This is a genomic window from Rathayibacter sp. AY1F4 (assembly GCF_002931775.1).
Classification (GTDB): Bacteria; Actinomycetota; Actinomycetes; order Actinomycetales; family Microbacteriaceae; genus Rathayibacter.
Genome location: NZ_PSVE01000004.1, coordinates 129933 through 147355, shown reverse-complemented (window position 1 = coordinate 147355; position 17423 = coordinate 129933). Strand labels below are relative to the sequence as shown.

Sequence of the window (17423 nt, the reverse complement as noted above, 5' to 3'; positions counted from 1 at the left end):
CCCGGGCGATCGGTGAACCGGTTCTCCGAAATCTATTGAACCGGTTCTCCGACTCGGTTAGGCTCGCCACGACTTCCGGACGGACCGCCTCAGCGGGCGCCTCCGGAGGGTCTTCCCGGCGCGAGCGCTCCGCTCGTCCCGACCGTATTCAGAGAGGAATACCGTGAAGAACAGCATCCGACGGGCCGCAGGCGCCGCCTCCCTCGTCCTCATCGCCGGAGTCGCCCTCAGCGCGTGCAGCGCACAGGGAGCGGGCGACGACTCGTCGAAGTCGCTCACTCTCTGGGACAGCTTCACCCAGTACGACGCGTCCTCCCCCTACGGCCAGCTCCTGGCCGGCTGCGAGGCCTCGACCGGGATCACCCTCGAGCGAACCTCCGACCCCGACCTCACCACCAAGCTCCTGCAGTCGGCCGCGTCGAAGACCACGCCGAACCTGGTCGTCCTCGACAACCCCAACGTCGCGAAGTTCGCCGACACCGGCCTGCTCGTCGACAACGCCGCCTCCGGGCTCGACACCAGCGACGTCCTCCCGAACGTGCTCGCCGCCGGCCAGCTGGACGGGAAGACCTACGGCTCGTCGATCGGCTCGAACACCCTCGCGCTCTTCTACAACAAGGCGCTCTTCGAGGCCGCCGGCGTCACTCCGCCGACGACCTGGGACGAGCTGACCACCGCCGCGAAGGCCCTCACTGCGGGCGACGTCACCGGGCTCGGCTTCTCCGCGATCGGCACCGAGGAGGGCACCTTCCAGTTCCTGCCCTTCTTCTGGGGCTCCGGTGCGACCCTCGAGGACATCTCCTCCGACGACGCCGTCTCGGCGCTCGCACTCTGGACCGACCTGGTGAAGAGCGGCTCGGCCTCGCAGGCGAACGTCAACGCCAACCAGCAGGACGTCCGCGACCAGTTCCTCGCGGGCAAGCTCGGGATGATGGTCAACGGCACCTGGCAGCTCTCCGCCCTCGACGAGGCGGGCATCGACTACGGCGTCGTGCCGATCCCGGCGAAGGACGGGGGAGCGGCACCGAGCCCGCTCGGCGGCGAGTTCGTCGAGGTGGTCGCCTCCGACGCCGCGAAGCAGACGCTCGCCACGGAGTTCGCGCAGTGCGTCATCCAGCCCGACAGCCTGAAGGCCTGGGCGGCCGGCCAGTCGTACATCATGCCGTACGCCGACGCGGCCGCCGAGCAGGCGACCGAGGACCCCGCGCTCCAGCCGTGGGTCGAGGCCATCTCGGTCGCGCAGGGACGCACCAGCGACCTCGGCGTCGCCTATCCCGACACCTCGAAGGCGCTCTGGACCGCGATCCAGGAGTCGCTGACCGGCTCGAAGACGCCGCAGGCGGCCCTCGACGACGCCGCGGCGAGCCTGAAGTAGCGGCCGCATGACCGACCCCGCTGTGCTCACGGCGCCGGTCGCGGGCGGGGCGGCCACCAGGCCGCCCGCCCGCCGCCGACCCCGCTCCCACCTCCGCCTCGCCGCCGCAGCCTTCATGGCGCCCGTGGTGATCTTCCTCGCCGTCTTCTTCGTCTACCCGATCATCCGCGGCGTCGTCCTCAGCCTCCAGGACTTCGGACCGTCGTCCTTCGTGACCGGGATCGCCCCCTTCGTCGGCTTCGACAACTACGTCACGGTCGTCACCGACCCGATCTTCGCGAGCATCGCCTGGCACACCGTGGTCTTCACCGTGGTCTCGCTGGTGGGCCAGTTCACGATCGGCATGGCCCTGGCGCTGTTCTTCAGCCGCCGCTTCCCGCTCTCGGCGACGTTCCGCTCCCTCATCCTGCTGCCGTGGCTCCTGCCGCTGATCGTCTCGGCGACGGCCTGGCGCTGGATCTTCGACCAGCAGTTCGGCATCCTGAACGCCGCGATCGGCACGCCGGTCGGCTGGCTGACCGATCCGTCCGTCTCGCTGTGGGCGGTCATCATCGCCAACATCTGGCTGGGCATCCCGTTCAACGTGGTGCTGCTGCACGGAGGCCTGCAGGGCATCCCCGAGAGCCTCTACGAGGCCGCGGCACTGGACGGCGCCTCGCGCTGGCGGTCCTTCTGGAGCATCACCTGGCCGCTGCTGCGACCGGTGACCTCCGTCACGCTCCTCCTCGGCCTCGTCTACACGATCAAGGTGTTCGACGTCATCTGGATCCTCACCAAGGGAGGCCCGGCCAACAGCTCGCACACCCTCGCGACGTGGGCCTACGAGCAGTCCTTCACCGACCTGCAGTTCGGAGTCGGAGCGGCGGCCGGACAGATCCTCGTGATCGTCGCCCTCGTCTTCGGCGTGATCTACATCCGCGCCCAGCGCAAGGAGGACCTCGGATGAACCGGCACACCACAGGGCTGCGCCGCGGGATCGACGTGGTCATCGCGATCGTGCTCTGCGGCTTCCTCCTCTTCCCGCTCTACTGGATGGTCAACGTCTCGCTGACCAAGCCGCAGAACCTGATCCAGACCCCGCCGAGCCTGTTCCCCGGCGACCCGACCCTCGACGGGTACGTGCAGGCGTTCTCGACGCAGCTGCCGAACCTCATCACGAGCCTCGTGATCTCGATCGGCTGCGTGATCCTGACGCTGGCGATCGCCCTGCCCGCCGCTTTCGCGATGGCGAAGTTCCGGGTGCGGGGGACCGGCGTCGTGATGTTCGTGTTCCTCCTCGCCCAGATGATCCCCGGGATCGTCCTGGTCACCGCGCTGTTCGCGATCTACAACGCGCTGGGGCTGCTCAACACCTATCCGGGCCTGATCCTCGCCGACGCGACCGCCTCCGTGCCGTTCGCGGTGATCATCCTCCGGGCCTTCATGCTCGGCATCCCCGACGAGCTGATCGAGGCCGCGCGGATCGACGGTGCGAGCAACTGGCGCTCCTTCGTCTCGATCGTCATCCCGCTGAGCCGGAACTCGATCGTGACCGCGGGCCTGTTCTCGTTCCTGTTCGCCTGGGCCGACTTCCTCAACGCGAACTCGCTCACCTCGGGCAACAGCATCGTGCCGTTCACCCTCGGCCTCTACCGCTACATCGGATCGACAACCACCAACTGGAACGGGATCATGGCGACCGCCGTGATCGCCTCCCTCCCGGCCGCCGTGCTGCTGATCGTGGCCCAGCGCTACGTCGCCGCCGGGGTCACCGCCGGCGCGGTCAAGGACTGAGCGCCGTGCCCGACTCGAGGAAGCAGGAGCACATGGACACCGACGCGTTCGCGCTCGAGGGGGACCGCCTCGTCTGGCGCGGCGACGGCGAGACCGTCGTCGTCGAGCCGTGGGGGAGGGACAGCGTCCGGGTCCGCGCCCGCCGGTCCGGGGAGGTCCTCGACACCGACTGGGCGCTGATCGCCCCCGAGCGCCACGCGCCGGAGGTCTCGATCGAGGGACCGCGGGCGACGCTGCGCGCCGGCGGCATCACCGTCGTCCTCGAGCAGCAGGAGGGCTACGGGTACCAGACCGGCTACCACGAGCTCTCCTGCTCCCTCTCCTTCTACGACCGTCGGGGGGAGCTGCTCTTCCGGGAGCTCGGGAGCGGGGGAGCGCTCAAGCTGCGCGCCCGCGAGCAGCGTCCGCACCTGGGCGGCGACTTCCGGCTGACCGCGCTGTTCGAGACGTCCCCCGACGAGAAGCTGTACGGGATGGGGCAGTATCAGCAGGACATCCTCGACCTGAAGGGCTGCACGCTCGAGCTCGCGCACCGCAACTCCCAGTCGAGCGTCCCGTTCGTGCTGTCGAGCCGCGGCTACGGGTTCCTCTGGCACAACCCCGCGATCGGCCGCGCGACTTTCGCAGCCAACCGCACGGAGTGGTCCGCCGAGTCCTCCCAGCAGCTCGACTACTGGGTGACCGCGGGGGAGACCCCGGCCGACATCACCCGGGCCTACGCCGACGCGACCGGGCACGTCCCGATGATGCCCGAGCACGGCCTCGGCTTCTGGCAGTGCAAGCTGCGCTACTGGAACCAGGAGCAGCTACTCGAGGTCGCCCGCGAGCACCGGCGCCGCGGCCTGCCGATGGACGTGATCGTGGCCGACTTCTTCCACTGGCCGCACATGGGCGACTTCCGCTTCGAGGAGGAGTTCTGGCCGGATCCGTCCGCCATGGTCGCCGAGCTGCGCGAGCTCGGGATCGAGCTGATGGTCTCGGTCTGGCCGCAGGTGTCGGTCGAGTCCGAGAACTACATCGCGATGAAGAAGGGGAACCTCCTCGTCAAGGCCGAGCGGGGCCTGGACCTGCACATGCAGTTCGAGGGTCCGAGCGCGTTCTACGACGCGACGAGCCCCGCCGCCCGGAGGTTCGTCTGGGAGGCGTGCCGGCGCAACTACGGCGAGCACGGGATCCGGCTCTTCTGGCTCGACGAGGCCGAGCCCGAGTACGGCGTCTACGACTTCGACAACTACCGCTACGCCGCCGGCCCCGCCGTCCAGGTCGGCAACCTCTACCCGCAGGCGTTCTCCCGCGGCTTCTTCGAGGGGCAGAGCGAGGGCGGGGAGACCGCGATCGTCAACCTCGTCCGCACCGCGTGGGCGGGCAGCCAGCGCTACGGCGCGCTCGTGTGGTCGGGTGACATCCACTCGACCTTCGCGGACCTGCGCCACCAGATCACGGCCGGCATCCACATGGGCGTCGCGGGGATCCCGTGGTTCACGACCGACATCGGAGGATTCGCCGGGGGAGACCCGTCGGATCCGGAGTTCCGTGAGCTCCTCGTGCGCTGGTTCCAGTTCGGCGCGTTCAGCCCGGTGATGCGCCTCCACGGCGACCGCGCGCCGTCGGCCCCGGTCACGGCCGCCGACGGGAGCCGCCGCGCCGCGACCGGAGCCGCGAACGAGGTGTGGAGCTTCGGCGAGGAGGCCACGCCGATCCTCACCCGCCTGCTGCATCTGCGCGAGACCCTGCGCCCGTACACGCGCGAGGCGATGCGGGAGGCGCACGAGCTGGGCCAGCCCGTGCTGCGCGCGGTGTTCCACGAGTTCCCGGGGGACCCGGAGGCCTGGGATCTGGCCGACCAGTACCTCTTCGGCTCGGACCTGCTGGTGGCTCCGGTCACGCACGCCGGAGCCGTCTCCCGACGGGTCTACCTGCCCGCCGGGGCGCGCTGGACGGAGCTCTCGACGGGCGCCGAGCACGAGGGCGGGCAGTGGATCGTCGCCGACGCGCCCCTGGCCGTCATCCCGGTCTTCGCGCGCGACGGCCGGCAGGCGCACCTCGTCGGGCAGCTCTGAGCGGAGGCTCCCCGCTGACCGGAGGGTTCCGCCGCGAGGAGCGCCCCCGCGTCAGCCCGTCCCCGTGAGCCAGAAGTCGACCGCGTCGGGGGACGGGCGCCCGGCGACCCGGACGACGTCGCCGAACTCGAGCACGCTGTCCGGATCCTCCTGGACGGCCGGCCACCGCTCGCGGCCGGCGGCGTCCGGATCGCCGTGGGAGACGAACCCGAGCCAGCGCGCGGTCATCTCCTGCTCGAGCCGGAGGTCGACGTCCGTGTAGTCGGCGTCGCCGTCCGCCCCGAGGTTCCCGTACGCGTACATCACCTCGGCGCCGTGGTACGCGCCGAACCGCTCGAGTCCGCTCTCCGGGGGAGTGCGCGTGAAGATGTAGGCGTGGACGCCCGCCCGCCCGGTCCGGGCGGCCGTCAGCGCCCAGAGCCGCATCGGGGCGGTCATCGTCCGGTCGCTGCCGGCGCGCAGCCGGGAGTCGACGACCTGGTCCTCGACGGCACCCGGGTACAGCACGAGGAAGCGGTCCGCGTCGTCTCCGTGCTCCCGGCGCACCTCCTGCTCGTAGGCGTCCGGATCCGAGTCGACGCCTCCCAGCAGATCGAGCGAGGTCTCGTCGGAGTTGCTGCCGAGCAGGAGGGGGACGTCGTTCTGCCGACCGGCCTCGTAGACGGCGAGCGGCGTGTCGGGGAGGACGACGCCGTCGATCGAGGGCCACCAGTGCTGCGAGAGGCCCGCGGCGGCCGCGACGATGCGCTCGGCCGGCAGGGCCCTCATCTCGGCCAGGCTCGCCCCGCCGAGGGCCTCGCTCAGGCGCGCAGCCGCCTCCCGTGCGGTGGCGGCGTCGTCGTAGAGGTCGCCGTCCTCGCGGTCTCCCGCCGACCCCAGGCATCCTCCGCTCTCCCCGATGATCCCGTGGAGGAGGCCGGCCGCGAGGGGCGAGGCCCCGAGGATGCAGGCGCTGCCGGAGCCGGCGGACTGGCCGGCGACCGTCACCCGCCCCGGGTCCCCGCCGAAAGCGGCGATGTTGTCCTGCACCCACTGCAGAGCGGCGACCTGGTCGAGCAGTCCCTGATTCCCCGGGGTGCCGCCGCCGAGCACATCACCGGCGAGGAAACCGAGGACGCCCAGACGGTAGGCGACGGTGATGACCACCGCGCCCCGGGAGGCGAGCGCCGCGCCGTCGTAGGCGGGGAGGGCGCCGGACCCCGAGACGAACGCGCCGCCGTGGAGGTAGACGAGGACCGGGCTGGAGTCGCCCGCCCCGCCGGCCGGCGTCCAGATGTTCAGGCGGAGGCTGTCCTCGTCCGTCGCGTACCCGCCGAGGAGCGTCTCCTCCAGCGGCAGGTCGAGCACGCGGGTCGCCGCTCGGGAGAGGAACGTCGGCTCCGGCTGAACGGCGGAGGGGCCGAAGTCGTCGGCCACGAGGGTCGCCGACCGCTGCGGGGCCGGGCGGGGCGCCTCCCAACGCAGCGGGCCGACCGGGGGAGCAGCGTAGGGGATCCCCGCGAAGGCGTCGACCCCGGCGGCGGCGTCGTGCACGCCGACGACGTCGCCCTGCCGGGTCGTGACCGGGGCGGTGTGCGGACCGGCGAGCGTCCGCGTCGCCGGGAGAGGACCCGCGGCGAGGGCGACGGCTCCGACGAGCCCTGCGGACGCGACCCAGGCCGCCGTACGCAGCATCCGGTGCCGGTGCCGCCAGCTCCTCGAGACGGCCACGATCAAGATCGCGGCCGCCGCGACGACGAGCCACCCCCACCACTCCGCCCGGTTCAGCCAGGCGAGGACCGCCCCGATGAGCACGACGGTCGCGGCCGGCAGCCACCGGGACCGTCGCCGTCGAGGTCCGGGCATCTCAGGTTTCGATACGGTATGCATTGGAAACGAAACGTACTGAAAAGGCCCACTCGGCGCAAGGATCCGCCTAGGCTGGGGGCGTGGTCACAGGCGAGCAGGCTCCGGTCCGGCGGAGGAGCGAGACGCGACGACGTCTCCTCGCCGCGGCCGCCGAGCTCTTCGAGAGTACGGGCACCATCGGCCAGCGCGTCGAGGACATCTGCGCGCAGGCGGGCTTCACCCGCGGCGCGTTCTACTCGAACTTCGCCGGCGTCGACCAGCTCTTCCTCGCACTCCACGAGGAGCAGGCCGCGAGAGTGTGGGGGAGCCTGCAGGAGGCCCTCGACGTCCAGCTGCAGGAGGAGCACCGCGCGGCGACCCTCGACGGCGCCGTCCGCTCCCTCCTCGGCGCGCTCCCGTCCAGCCGCGAGTGGTTCTCCCTGCGGTCGGTGCTCCTGGCCCGCGCCGCCGTGGACCCGGAGTTCGCCGAGCGGATGATGATCGACGACGACCGCGTCTCGCGCGAGCTGGGCGAGCGCTTCGCCGCCCTCGCCGCCGTGCACGGCCGCGTCCCCGCCGTCGAGTTCGCCGTCCTGGCGAAGGCGGTCGTCGCGGCGCACGTCGGGTCGGTGAGCCAGTGGCCCGTGGACACCAGTGCCGAACTCACGCAGCGCACGGTCGTCGCCGCGGTGATCCGAGGCCTCACCGTCGAAGCGCCCGGTCTGCCCTCGGAGCGCGGCGGCGATCGATGACGTCCTGTCGCAGGAGCGTTGAGGGGAGCCGATCGCCATCCTGCCGACCGGGGCTTCGGTCGAACTGACATAATGTGCATTATCGGATAACGGCGGAAGGGCCGGACCGGCCGGGACTGAGGCCGCCCGGCGGTCCGGCACGTCATCAGCGGATCGGCGAATGCTCCACCCACGGCTCGACGTCCTCGTACCAGCACGTCTCGGTCGGAGTGTCGAAGCGCGTGACCAGCCGTAGCCGCGGATCGACGGTCATCGTGCCGCGGACGCCGTCGTCGGCCTGGTGTCGAAGACGGATCACGGTGAGCGCGCCGTCGATCGACGCGCCGGTGATCCGGTACCCGTCGCTCGGCCGTCCCCAGACCGGCAGGTTCAGCGGGAAGGCCAGGCGGGCCGCCAGCGGCTCCGGCAGCAGCTGCCATCGGTCCAGCGGACGCTCCTCGCCGCCGGAGACGTACCGGCCGGTCGGGGCGTCGTACGCGTCGACCGTCCCGGTGCGCTCGTCAACGCAGGAGAACGACGCCTCGACGGGCTGCACCTGCAGTCGGTAGGTCTCGGTCCTCTCGGGCGTCCGCCGGAAGGCGCGGCACCGGAAGGGCGAGCGCCTCCTCCAGTTCGCCATCACCGCGACGGCGTCGAGGAGGATGCTCGTCTCGCCGTCCCTGTCGAAGTCGCCACGCCGCCCGGAGGCTGATGTGCGGAACCCGTCGGCGCGGACGGACTCCCCCGATGCCGGACCGCTGCCGTCCATCGGAGTCATCCGTCGAGGATCGCAGACCCGCGCGCCTGGGTCATTCCGCGAAGGCGATCAGGCGAAGTCGGAGATGTCGCCGACGAGGCGGGTGTTGTCCGAGGGGATCGGCTCGACAGCCGCCAGAGCGACCTCGGCCGCGAACTCCTGCACGTTGTAGAGCTTGCCGGCCGACTCGCGACGCGAGCTGATCGCGCCCGGGTTCGCGCGCTCCAGCAGGGTCGCGGTGATGGTGCCCTCGATCATGTCGCCCGAGACGACGACGAACTCGATCCCGCGCTCGGCGAGCTCACCGATCCGCTCGCGCAGGGCGTCCTCGCCGGCGCGCTTGGAGAGCGCGACGGGCTCGTACTCGGGCATCGTGGGCGTGGTCCGGATGAAGTGCGCCTGGTGGCTCGTGACGAACACGACACGGGAGCCCTCGGAGAGCAGCGGCAGCGCCGCGTCGAGCACGGCGACCTGCGAGTCCCGGTTGAGGACCATCGCGTAGTCCTCCCCCATGTTGCTCTCCATGCCGCCGGAGGCGTTCAGGACGAGCACGTCCAGTCCTCCGTACTCCTTCTCGATGCGGGAGAAGAGCTCGGCGCGCGAGTCGGCGTCGGTGAGATCGGCGCCGACGGCGATGGCGGTGCCGCCGGCCTCGACGATCTGCGCGACGAGCTTGTCGGCGCGCGGCGCCTTCGAGCGGTAGTTGACGACGACGCGGGCTCCGGCCTCGGCCAGGTAGCGGACCGTGTCGGCGCCGATGCCGCGGGACGACCCGGTGACGAGAGCGCGCTTGCCGTCGAAGGAGCCGGGGGCGAGGGGATTGGACACGGGTATTCCTCCAGAACGCCGGCTCGGAGACCGGATCGGGCACGATGACGGGCCACGGCCCGACGGAGGAGTCTACCAAGGGCCTCGAGACCGTCGGCGCACCGCCTCTCCCAGCCCTCGTCCGGGGGGCGTTGATAGCCTGGGAATGCTCGTCGAGGGGAAGGAGCACACAGCATGGACGCTGTCACCCAGTACGCGTGGATCCTCTGGCTCGCGCTGATCCTCATCTTCGTGATCGTCGAGATGATCACTCTCGAGTTCACGTTCCTGATGCTCGCCGTCGGCAGCATCGGCGGACTGCTGACCGGGCTGGTCGGGGCTCCCTTCTGGGTCCAGGTCCCCGTCGCGGCCGTCCTCGCCGCCCTCCTGCTGTTCACCGTCCGGCCGCCCCTGCTGCGACTGCTGAAGCGGGGCGGCGATCCCACCCCCAGCGGAGCGGACGCTCTCCTCGGGCTCCCCGGCAGCGTCGTCCTCGCCGGCCCCGGAGCCGGCCAGGTCAAGCTCGCCAACGGCGAGACCTGGACCGTCCGCCTGTCCCCGCTCGTCGAGGACCGCACACTCGGAGTCGGCGAGAGAGTCGTCGTCACCGCCATCGAGGGCGCGACCGCGGTCGTCGTCCCCGCCGAAAGGAGCACACCGTGACACCGTCCTCCGTCGTGACGATCGTCGTCGTCGCCGCCGTCGTCCTCTTCGCCCTGGTCGTCCTCTTCCGAGCGGTCCGCATCATCCCCCAGGCCACCGCCGGGGTCGTGGAGCGCCTCGGCAAGTACCACAAGACCCTGCTGCCGGGCCTCAATCTCGTCGTGCCGTTCATCGACCGGGTCCGCCCGCTGATCGATCTGCGCGAGCAGGTCGTCTCGTTCCCGCCCCAGCCCGTGATCACGGAGGACAACCTCGTCGTCTCCATCGACACGGTCGTCTACTTCCAGGTGACGGACGCCCGCGCGGCGACCTACGAGATCGCCAACTACCTCGGCGCGGTCGAGCAGCTGACCACCACCACGCTCCGCAACGTCGTCGGCGGCCTGAACCTCGAGGAGGCGCTGACCTCCCGCGACAACATCAACGGGCAGCTGCGCATCGTCCTCGACGAGGCCACCGGCAAGTGGGGCATCCGCGTCGGACGCGTGGAGCTCAAGGCCATCGACCCGCCCCTCTCCATCCAGGACTCGATGGAGAAGCAGATGCGCGCCGAGCGCGACCGTCGAGCCGTGATCCTCACCGCCGAGGGCACCAAGCAGTCCCAGATCCTGAACGCCGAGGGTCAGCGCCAGGCCGCGATCCTCGCTGCGGAGGGCCAGGCGAAGGCGGCGGTCCTGCGGGCCGAGGGTGAGGCCAAGGCGATCACCACCGTCTTCCACGCCATCCACGAGGGCCGCCCCGACAGCGAGCTCCTCGCGTACCAGTACCTCCAGACACTCCCCAAGATCGCCGAGGGCAGCGCGAACAAGCTCTGGGTCATCCCGAGCGAGCTCACCGAGGCGCTGAAGGGCATTGGAGGCGCGCTCGGCCAGCGCGGCCAGTCCGCCCCGGCGGTCCGCCCGCAGGACGCGGCACCCTCGTCGGCGCCTGCGGCGTCCGCGCCTACCGCATCCGGGTCCGTCGGCTCCACTCCTGTCGAGCCCGGATCCGAGACGTCCGCCCCCGTGGCGCCCGCGACGACCGACGGAGCCCTCGGCTCGGCGCCCACTCCCCCGCCGCCGGCCGTCTAGCCACGGACCCGGTCCGCGATGTGCACCCCTGAGCGACCCCTCGCCCTGAGCGGGCCGACCCCCCGGGTGATCGCGCATCGCGGGTTCGGCCCGCAGGCCGAGGGCAACACGCTCGCCGCCTTCGAGCGCGCCCTCGCCGCGGGTGCGGACCTCCTCGAGACGGACGCGCGCGCCTCCCTCGACGGGGTCGCCGTGCTCGTCCACGACGCCGAGGTGATCGACCGCTCCGGCCGCCGCCACGTCGTCGCCGCCACCCGGTGGGAGGAGCTCGCCGACCTCCGACTGGCGGGCGGCGCCCGGCTCGCCTCTCTCGAGCAGGCCCTCGCCGCACTCCCCCGCGCGCGCTTCAACATCGACGTGAAGTCGCGGGACGCGATCGACCCGGTCGTCGCGGCGGTGTCCGGCGCCGCCGCCGCGGAGCGCGTCCTCATCACTTCGTTCTCCGAGATCCGTCGAGCAGCGGCCCTCCGCCGTCTTCCCGGCGCCGCGACCTCGGCGTCGGCGGTCCGCTTCGTCGTCGCCCTGGTCGCCGCCCACCTCGGCGCCGCCCTCCCCGTGCGTCTCGCTCTCCGCGGCATCGACGCGCTCCAGGTGCCCGAGCGCGCGCTCGGCCTCCGCGTCGCCGAGCCGCGGATCCTCGCCCGGCTGCGGGTGACCGGCTGCGAGATCCACCTCTGGACCATCGACGATCCGGAGCGGATGGAGCAGCTCCTCGCGCTCGGGATCGACGGGCTCGTGACCGACCGCACCGACCTCGCCCGAGCGGCCGTCGACGCCTTCCTCAGCGCCCGTCAGCCACGCCCTCAGGAACCGCGGAATACGCCTCCGACCTGAGGATTCTCTGGCAATGGCAGGGACGGGAAGACCACCTCCAGGTACGACGTTGACACTGGGGAAGCACAGCGAGAGGAGACCACACAATGGCAGATCGAAGCTTGCGAGGAATGCGGCTCGGATCCCAGAGCCTGCAGAGCGAAGAAGGCGTCGTCTTCTCCCCGCGATCGACGTACGAGTACCACTGCGCGAACTGCGGCCACGACACCGACATGGTGTTCTCGGCCGATGCGGAAGCACCGGAGACCTGGGAGTGCCGCTCCTGCGGTCACGAGGCCACTCTGATGGTGGACTCGAAGCCGGTCGTCGTGGACAAGGGCGAGCAGAAGGCTCCGCGCACCCACTGGGACATGCTGCTCGAGCGTCGGACCCGCGCGGAGTTGGAGGAGCTGCTCGAGGAGCGGCTCGCCTATCTGCGCGCCAGGCGCGGCGAGCACAAGATCGGCGCGTAGCGCCGGTCAGCGGAGACGGCGTCGCGGCTCGCGCGTCCGGCGGACGAACGAGACCATGCCGATGAGACCGGCGGCCAGGAAGTACCAGCCGAGGTCTCGCGCCCACACCAGAGCCGGGGTCGTGGTGGAGCTGAGGGGGACCTCGTCCACCATGGCACCCGGCTCGAACCATGTCAGGGAATCGATCGTCGAGCCGTCCGGCCCGATGATCGCACTCGTCCCGACGGTCGAGATGTTGACCACGCTGCGCCCGGTCTCGATGGCCCGCAGGCGAGCGATCGCGAGCTGCTGGACGCTCTCGTCGGTCCGGCCGAAGTCGGCGTTGTTGGTCTGCCCGAGGATGACCTGGGCTCCCCCGTCGACCATCGCGTTCGTCAGCGCGTCGTCCGAGATGTCGAAGCAGATCGCGATGCCTGCGAGGACGCCGTTCACGTCGAAGACGTTGGGACGGGTGCCGATCGAGTAGTCGCGGCTCACCAGGTCGACCAGATCCGGAGCGAACATCCGCCAGAACGCCCGGTCCGGCATGTACTCGGCGAACGGGACGGGATGCACCTTGTCGTAGACCTGCGTCGCCCCCTCCCCCGCCTTCCAGAGCAGCGAGCTGTTGTAGAAGACGTCGTCCGAGGGGTTCGTGATCGTGCCCACGATGAACGGCGCGTCCATCGTCCGGCTGAGGTAGTCGAGGACGGCGGCCGACTGGGCGTTCCGGGTCGGATCGATGTCGACGCCGTTCTCGGGCCACACCACCATGTCGACGTCCTGGTCGAGGATCGGCAGCGTCGCCGAGGTGTGGTCCTCGAGGATCTGCCCGCGGTAGCTCTGCGAGAACAGGCCCGCATCGGAGTCACCCTGGACGGCGGCGATCCGGGTCGTGCCCTCCGTCGGTGCCGGCCAGGCGGGGAACACCAGCGCCATGATCGCGAAGCCCGCGAGAGCGCTGACGCGAGCGGAGGCCGGGACGGACATCTCGCGGACGGCCTGCGCGAGCACGGCGGCGAGGAACGCGACCACGAAGCCGAGGCCGGCGAAGCCGATCCACGCCGCGAGACCGGCGAGCGGGCCGAGGGACTGCGAGATCGCGAGGCGGCCCCAGGCGAAGCCGCCGTAGGGCCAGACGCTGGTGATCGACTCGCGCCCGATCCAGAGCGCCGCCAGGAGGGCGGGGAGGCCGACCATCCGGCCGAGCGGTCCCGTCCAGACGCGGTGGCCGCGCGTGGAGACGACCGCCATCAGCCCCGCGGAGAGCGCGAAGAAGATCGCCTGCAGACCGGCGAGGGCCGCCCACGGGACCGGGCCGAGGTAGAGGGTCAGCCACTCGATGTGGACGCCCCAGAAGACCGCTCCGCCGACGAGGCCGACGAGGGTCCCGCTCCAGAAGCCGCGCCCCGCCAGCGCGAACAGGATCGCCGCGGCGCCCACGATCGCCAGCGGCCAGACGTCGGAGTCGGGGAAGCCTCGGTCGAGCACGGCGCCGCCGAGGGCGGCGAGGGGCAGCGCCACCCACAGCGGAACGGTCCGCCCGTCGGGCGGAGGAGCGATCGACGTCATGCGACCGTCGAGTACGCGACGATGCCGCGGCGGACCAGGTCGAGGGCGGTCCGGGCCGCGCGGCCGACCTTGCCCTCGGCGACGACGGAGAGCTGATCGAGGAGGTCGATGGTCTGCTTCGCCCAGCGCACGAAGTCGCCGGCGGCCATGTCGGACTCGCGGAGCACCATGTCGAGCGGCATGCCCTTGGCCCACATGTTCATCGACAGCGCCAGGCTCGTCGAGATCGGGTTGCTGCCCGGCAGGCGGTGCTCCCGCTCGACGTCGTCGAGCCGGGCCCACAGAAGCTGGGTCCTCTCCAGCGCCTCGGGGAACGCGCCGCGGGGCAGGAACTGCTCGCCGAGCGTCCCCTCCTCGCGTCGCGGCTCGAAGACCAGGCAGCACGCCATCGCCGCGAGGCCGGCCGGATCGAGCTCCGTCCACGCCTGCTTCCGGAGGCACTCGGCGACGAGCAGGTCCCGCTCCCCGTAGATCCGGCGGAGCGTGCGACCGTTGGGCGTCAGCGAGAGCTCGCCGACCTCGTCCCGGCGGAAGTAGCCGAGCTCGAGCAGCACGTCCGTGATGTGGTCGAAGATGCGGGCGACGGCGCCGGTGCGCGAGCGGATCTGGCGCTCGATCTCGTCGGTCTCGCGGCGCAGCTTCCACCAGCGCTCGGCCCAGCGCGCGTGCTGCTCGCGGTCGGAGCAGGCGTGGCACGGGTGCGCCTTCATCCGACGCCGCAGGCTCGTGAGCTGTCCCTGGCGCTTCTCGCGCTCGGCGTGGGAGGCCGACTCGCCGCGCACCGCGCCCCGGCGCTCGAGGTCGCCGATCTCACGGCGGATCGCCGCGTACTGCTCGAAGTCGCCCAGGTGGCACTGCATCGCCGTGACGTAGCCCGCCATCGACTCCTCCTGCTGGCGGACCCGGCGGGCGAGATCGACGACGGACCGGTCGGCCTGGAACTGCGCGAACGACGACTCGAGGATCTCGCGCGTGCGCACCCGCCCGAACTGCTCGATCAGGTTCGCGGCCATGTTGTAGCTGGGGCGGAAGCTGGAGTTGAGCGGGTAGGTCCGCCGGGAGGCGAGGGACGCGACCGCCTGGGGGTCCATCCCGCCGCGCCACTGGATCACCGAGTGGCCCTCCACGTCGATGCCGCGTCGGCCCGCCCGGCCGGTGAGCTGGGTGTACTCCCCCGGTGTGATCGGGACGCGCGCCTCGCCGTTGAACTTCTCGAGCTTCTCGAGGACGACCGTTCGGGCGGGCATGTTGATACCGAGCGCGAGCGTCTCGGTCGCGAAGACCACGCGCACGAGCCGGCGCAGGAACAGCTCCTCGACGACCTCCTTGAAGGCGGGGAGCATCCCGGCGTGGTGCGCGGCGACGCCCCGCTGGAGTCCGTCGAGCCACTCCCAGTAGCCGAGCACCGCGAGGTCCTCGTCGCGGATCGTCCGGCACCGCTCCTCGACGATCGCGCGGATCTCGTCGCGCTCGTGGCGCTCGGTGAGGCGCACGCCCGACCGCAGCACCTGGCGCACGGCCTGGTCGCAGCCCGCACGGCTGAAGACGAAGAAGATCGCGGGGAGGAGGTTCTTGCCGCGGAGGATCTCAACGACCTCCGAGCGCAGCACGAGCTCCTCGGTGCGCTGCTCCGGGTAGCGGCCGCGACCGCCTCGGCCGTTGCGGCCGCCCCTGCCGCCGCGCTCGACCCGGGAGCCGCCCTGGGCCATGCGGGCGAGCTCGGGGTTCACCCGGTTCGTCGCCGCCCGACCGGAGGAGTCGAAGAGGTCGACCAGCTTGCCGCCCACCAGGACGTGCTGGTCGAGCGGGACGGGGCGCTCCTCGGAGACGATGACCTCGGTCTCGCCGCGGACGGTCTGGAGCCAGTCGCCGAACTCCTCGGCGTTCGACACGGTCGCGCTGAGCGAGACCAGCCGCACGCGCTGCGGGAGGTGGATGATGACCTCCTCCCAGACCGCGCCGCGGAAGCGGTCGGCGAGGTAGTGCACCTCGTCCATCACGACGTAGGCGAGGTCGCGCAGGAGGTCCGAGTCGGCGTACAGCATGTTGCGCAGCACCTCGGTCGTCATCACGACGATGCGGGCGCGCGCGTTGACGTTGGAGTCGCCGGTCAGCAGGCCGACCTCGGAGGCTCCGTAGTCCTCGACGAACTCCTGGAACTTCTGGTTGCTCAGCGCCTTCATCGGCGTCGTGTAGAAGACTTTGGCCGTCGGGTCCTGCATGGCCAGGTGGATCGCGAACTCGGCCACCGCGGTCTTGCCGGCGCCGGTGGGCGCGGCGACGAGGACGCTGTGGCCGTCGTCGAGAGCGCTGCAGGCCTCGTACTGGAAGGGGTCGAGGTCGAACGCGAGGGTCGAGCGGAACGCCTCGACCCTCGCGTGGCCCTGGCGCGTCCGGAACGCGGCGAACCGCTCGGCGGGAGACGGTCCGGTCACGCGGGCAGGTCGGAGGGGCTGCCGTCGAACACCAGCTGGCGCTTGGCGGCGCGCCGGTCGTGCAGGATCGCGATCCCGCAGGCGAGGAAGAACAGGAAGATGATCGGGATGGCCAGGAGGAACATCGAGATCGGGTCGGCCGCGGGGGTCGCGATCGCCGTGAAGAGCACGATCGCCATGATCGCGATGCGCCACGACTTGAGGATCAGCATGCCGGGGAGGATGCCGAGGAAGTTGAGGAGCACCAGGAAGACGGGCAGCACGAAGGCGATGCCGACGACCAGCACGAGCTTGAGAACGAACTCGTAGTAGATCTTGGCGTCGAGGAAGCTCGCCGCGTTGCTGCCGGTGAAGCTCGTCAGGAGCTCCACGATGTGCGGGAACACGAACCAGCCGGCCGCGCAGCCCGCGAAGAACAGCGGGATGGCGGTGAGGATGAAGCCGAGGCCGTACCGCATCTCCTTGCGGGTCAGGCCCGGGACGAGGAACGCCCAGATCTGGTAGAGCCAGACCGGGCTCGCCAGGACGATGCCCACCGTGATGGCGATCTGCAGCCGCAGGTCGAAGGCACCGGCGATCGTCGGGAAGTTGAGGATCGCCTCCTTGCCCTGGGTGGAGGCCACCTCGGAGATCGGAGCCTTGAGGGCCTCGAAGACCCACTCCGAGACGAACCACCCCGCGACGCACGCGATGACGATCGCGATCGCCGACTTGAAGAGCCTGTTGCGAAGCTCGACGAGGTGCGCCCCGAGCGACATGCGCCCGTCGGGGTTCTTCGTCCGCTTCGTCCGTGGCTTCTTCGGTGCCACGGACGTCATTACTTGAGCGGGGACTCGGGCGGCGTGGTGGTGCCGGTGCCGGTGGTCGTGCCGGTGGATCCGGCGACGGTGCCGGTGGTCCCCTCGGTCGACTCACGGCGCTCGGTGCCGTCCTCGTCCTTCATGGTCTTGACCTCGCTCTTGAAGATCCGCATCGACTGCCCGACACTGCGGGCCAGCTGCGGGAGCTTGGGCGCACCGAACAGGAGGAGGATCACGGCGAGGATGATGAGGAGGTGCCACCCCTGGAGGCCAGCGAACATTGCAGAC

The 17423-nt window shown here is 71.0% G+C and carries 16 protein-coding genes; 9 read left to right on the top strand and 7 right to left on the bottom strand.

Translation table 11 applies throughout. The annotated features are described in order from the left end of the window. Positions 1 to 163: 163 nt before the first annotated feature. From C5C59_RS03590 to C5C59_RS03575, 4 genes are read left to right on the top strand one after another with little or no spacing between them, the layout of a single operon-like run. A complete protein-coding gene (locus C5C59_RS03590; RefSeq protein WP_104222048.1) occupies positions 164 to 1375 on the top strand; it encodes an extracellular solute-binding protein in 1212 nt (403 codons plus the stop codon). A gap of 7 nt (positions 1376 to 1382) precedes the next feature. Next, on the top strand, positions 1383 to 2321 hold the full coding sequence (locus C5C59_RS03585) for a carbohydrate ABC transporter permease (RefSeq protein ID WP_104237442.1): 939 nt from the start codon (positions 1383 to 1385) through the stop codon (positions 2319 to 2321). Next, positions 2318 to 3148 (top strand): carbohydrate ABC transporter permease, encoded by an 831-nt coding sequence (locus C5C59_RS03580; protein ID WP_104237443.1) that lies wholly within the window; start codon positions 2318 to 2320, stop codon positions 3146 to 3148. The genes C5C59_RS03585 and C5C59_RS03580 overlap by 4 nt, the downstream gene beginning before the upstream one ends. Before the next feature lie 32 nt (positions 3149 to 3180). Continuing rightward, positions 3181 to 5208, top strand: coding sequence for a TIM-barrel domain-containing protein (locus C5C59_RS03575; protein WP_104237511.1), 2028 nt, complete (start codon positions 3181 to 3183; stop codon positions 5206 to 5208). A 51-nt stretch (positions 5209 to 5259) separates the two neighbouring features. Here C5C59_RS03575 and C5C59_RS03570 read toward each other — a convergent pair whose 3' ends face one another. Further along, on the bottom strand, positions 5260 to 7053 hold the full coding sequence (locus C5C59_RS03570) for a carboxylesterase/lipase family protein (RefSeq protein WP_219812417.1): 1794 nt from the start codon (positions 7051 to 7053) through the stop codon (positions 5260 to 5262). Positions 7054 to 7136: 83 nt separating this feature from the next. Here C5C59_RS03570 and C5C59_RS03565 point away from each other — a divergent pair, with 83 nt between their 5' ends. Beyond that, positions 7137 to 7787: a TetR/AcrR family transcriptional regulator gene (locus C5C59_RS03565; protein WP_104237445.1), complete on the top strand. Its 651-nt coding sequence runs from the start codon at positions 7137 to 7139 to the stop codon at positions 7785 to 7787. A gap of 145 nt (positions 7788 to 7932) precedes the next feature. Here the strand turns inward: C5C59_RS03565 and C5C59_RS03560 are convergent, their stop codons facing one another. After that, positions 7933 to 8544: a hypothetical protein gene (locus C5C59_RS03560; RefSeq protein WP_146082795.1), complete on the bottom strand. Its 612-nt coding sequence runs from the start codon at positions 8542 to 8544 to the stop codon at positions 7933 to 7935. Between the two features lie 48 nt (positions 8545 to 8592). Continuing rightward, complete coding sequence (locus C5C59_RS03555; protein WP_104237447.1) at positions 8593 to 9351, bottom strand: SDR family oxidoreductase; 759 nt, start codon at positions 9349 to 9351, stop codon at positions 8593 to 8595. 174 nt (positions 9352 to 9525) lie between these two features. Between C5C59_RS03555 and C5C59_RS03550 the strand changes: the two genes are divergently transcribed. The 4 genes from C5C59_RS03550 (at position 9526) to C5C59_RS03535 (ending at position 12349) form a co-directional block, all read left to right on the top strand. After that, complete coding sequence (locus C5C59_RS03550) at positions 9526 to 9993, top strand: NfeD family protein (protein WP_104237448.1); 468 nt, start codon at positions 9526 to 9528, stop codon at positions 9991 to 9993. A 14-nt stretch (positions 9994 to 10007) separates the two neighbouring features. Next, positions 10008 to 11063 (top strand): SPFH domain-containing protein, encoded by a 1056-nt coding sequence (locus C5C59_RS03545; RefSeq protein WP_374953879.1) that lies wholly within the window; start codon positions 10008 to 10010, stop codon positions 11061 to 11063. 66 nt (positions 11064 to 11129) lie between these two features. Then, entirely contained in the window at positions 11130 to 11897 is a 768-nt protein-coding gene (locus C5C59_RS03540) for a glycerophosphodiester phosphodiesterase family protein (RefSeq protein WP_258062562.1), read from the top strand. 86 nt (positions 11898 to 11983) lie between these two features. After that, positions 11984 to 12349 (top strand): RNA polymerase-binding protein RbpA, encoded by a 366-nt coding sequence (locus C5C59_RS03535; protein ID WP_068207052.1) that lies wholly within the window; start codon positions 11984 to 11986, stop codon positions 12347 to 12349. 6 nt (positions 12350 to 12355) lie between these two features. Here C5C59_RS03535 and lnt read toward each other — a convergent pair whose 3' ends face one another. From lnt to tatA, 4 genes are read right to left on the bottom strand one after another with little or no spacing between them, the layout of a single operon-like run. Next, positions 12356 to 13900 carry an apolipoprotein N-acyltransferase gene (gene lnt, locus C5C59_RS03530; RefSeq protein ID WP_104237451.1) on the bottom strand — a complete coding sequence of 515 codons (1545 nt, stop codon included), beginning with the start codon at positions 13898 to 13900 and terminating at the stop codon, positions 12356 to 12358. After that, positions 13897 to 16335, bottom strand: a complete 2439-nt coding sequence (locus C5C59_RS03525) for an RNA helicase (RefSeq protein ID WP_104222026.1) — start codon at positions 16333 to 16335, stop codon at positions 13897 to 13899. Before C5C59_RS03525 ends, lnt begins: the two co-directional genes overlap by 4 nt. Then, on the bottom strand, positions 16332 to 17153 hold the full coding sequence (tatC, locus tag C5C59_RS03520; protein WP_374952911.1) for a twin-arginine translocase subunit TatC: 822 nt from the start codon (positions 17151 to 17153) through the stop codon (positions 16332 to 16334). Before tatC ends, C5C59_RS03525 begins: the two co-directional genes overlap by 4 nt. Then, a complete protein-coding gene (tatA, locus tag C5C59_RS03515; protein ID WP_104222022.1) occupies positions 17153 to 17416 on the bottom strand; it encodes a Sec-independent protein translocase subunit TatA in 264 nt (87 codons plus the stop codon). The genes tatC and tatA overlap by 1 nt, the downstream gene beginning before the upstream one ends. Positions 17417 to 17423 lie beyond the last annotated feature (7 nt).

Bases quoted from the DNA above. Each gene is read 5' to 3' on its own strand.
- C5C59_RS03585 (WP_104237442.1), top strand. From the start codon at position 1,383: ATGACCGACCCCGCTGTGCTCACGGCGCCGGTCGCGGGCGGGGCGGCC.
- C5C59_RS03580 (WP_104237443.1), top strand. From the start codon at position 2,318: ATGAACCGGCACACCACAGGGCTGCGCCGCGGGATCGACGTGGTCATC.
- C5C59_RS03575 (WP_104237511.1), top strand. From the start codon at position 3,181: ATGGACACCGACGCGTTCGCGCTCGAGGGGGACCGCCTCGTCTGGCGC.
- C5C59_RS03570 (WP_219812417.1), bottom strand. From the start codon at position 7,053: ATGCCCGGACCTCGACGGCGACGGTCCCGGTGGCTGCCGGCCGCGACC.
- C5C59_RS03560 (WP_146082795.1), bottom strand. From the start codon at position 8,544: ATGACTCCGATGGACGGCAGCGGTCCGGCATCGGGGGAGTCCGTCCGC.
- C5C59_RS03550 (WP_104237448.1), top strand. From the start codon at position 9,526: ATGGACGCTGTCACCCAGTACGCGTGGATCCTCTGGCTCGCGCTGATC.
- C5C59_RS03535 (WP_068207052.1), top strand. From the start codon at position 11,984: ATGGCAGATCGAAGCTTGCGAGGAATGCGGCTCGGATCCCAGAGCCTG.
- lnt (WP_104237451.1), bottom strand. From the start codon at position 13,900: ATGACGTCGATCGCTCCTCCGCCCGACGGGCGGACCGTTCCGCTGTGG.
- tatC (WP_374952911.1), bottom strand. From the start codon at position 17,153: ATGACGTCCGTGGCACCGAAGAAGCCACGGACGAAGCGGACGAAGAAC.
- tatA (WP_104222022.1), bottom strand. From the start codon at position 17,416: ATGTTCGCTGGCCTCCAGGGGTGGCACCTCCTCATCATCCTCGCCGTG.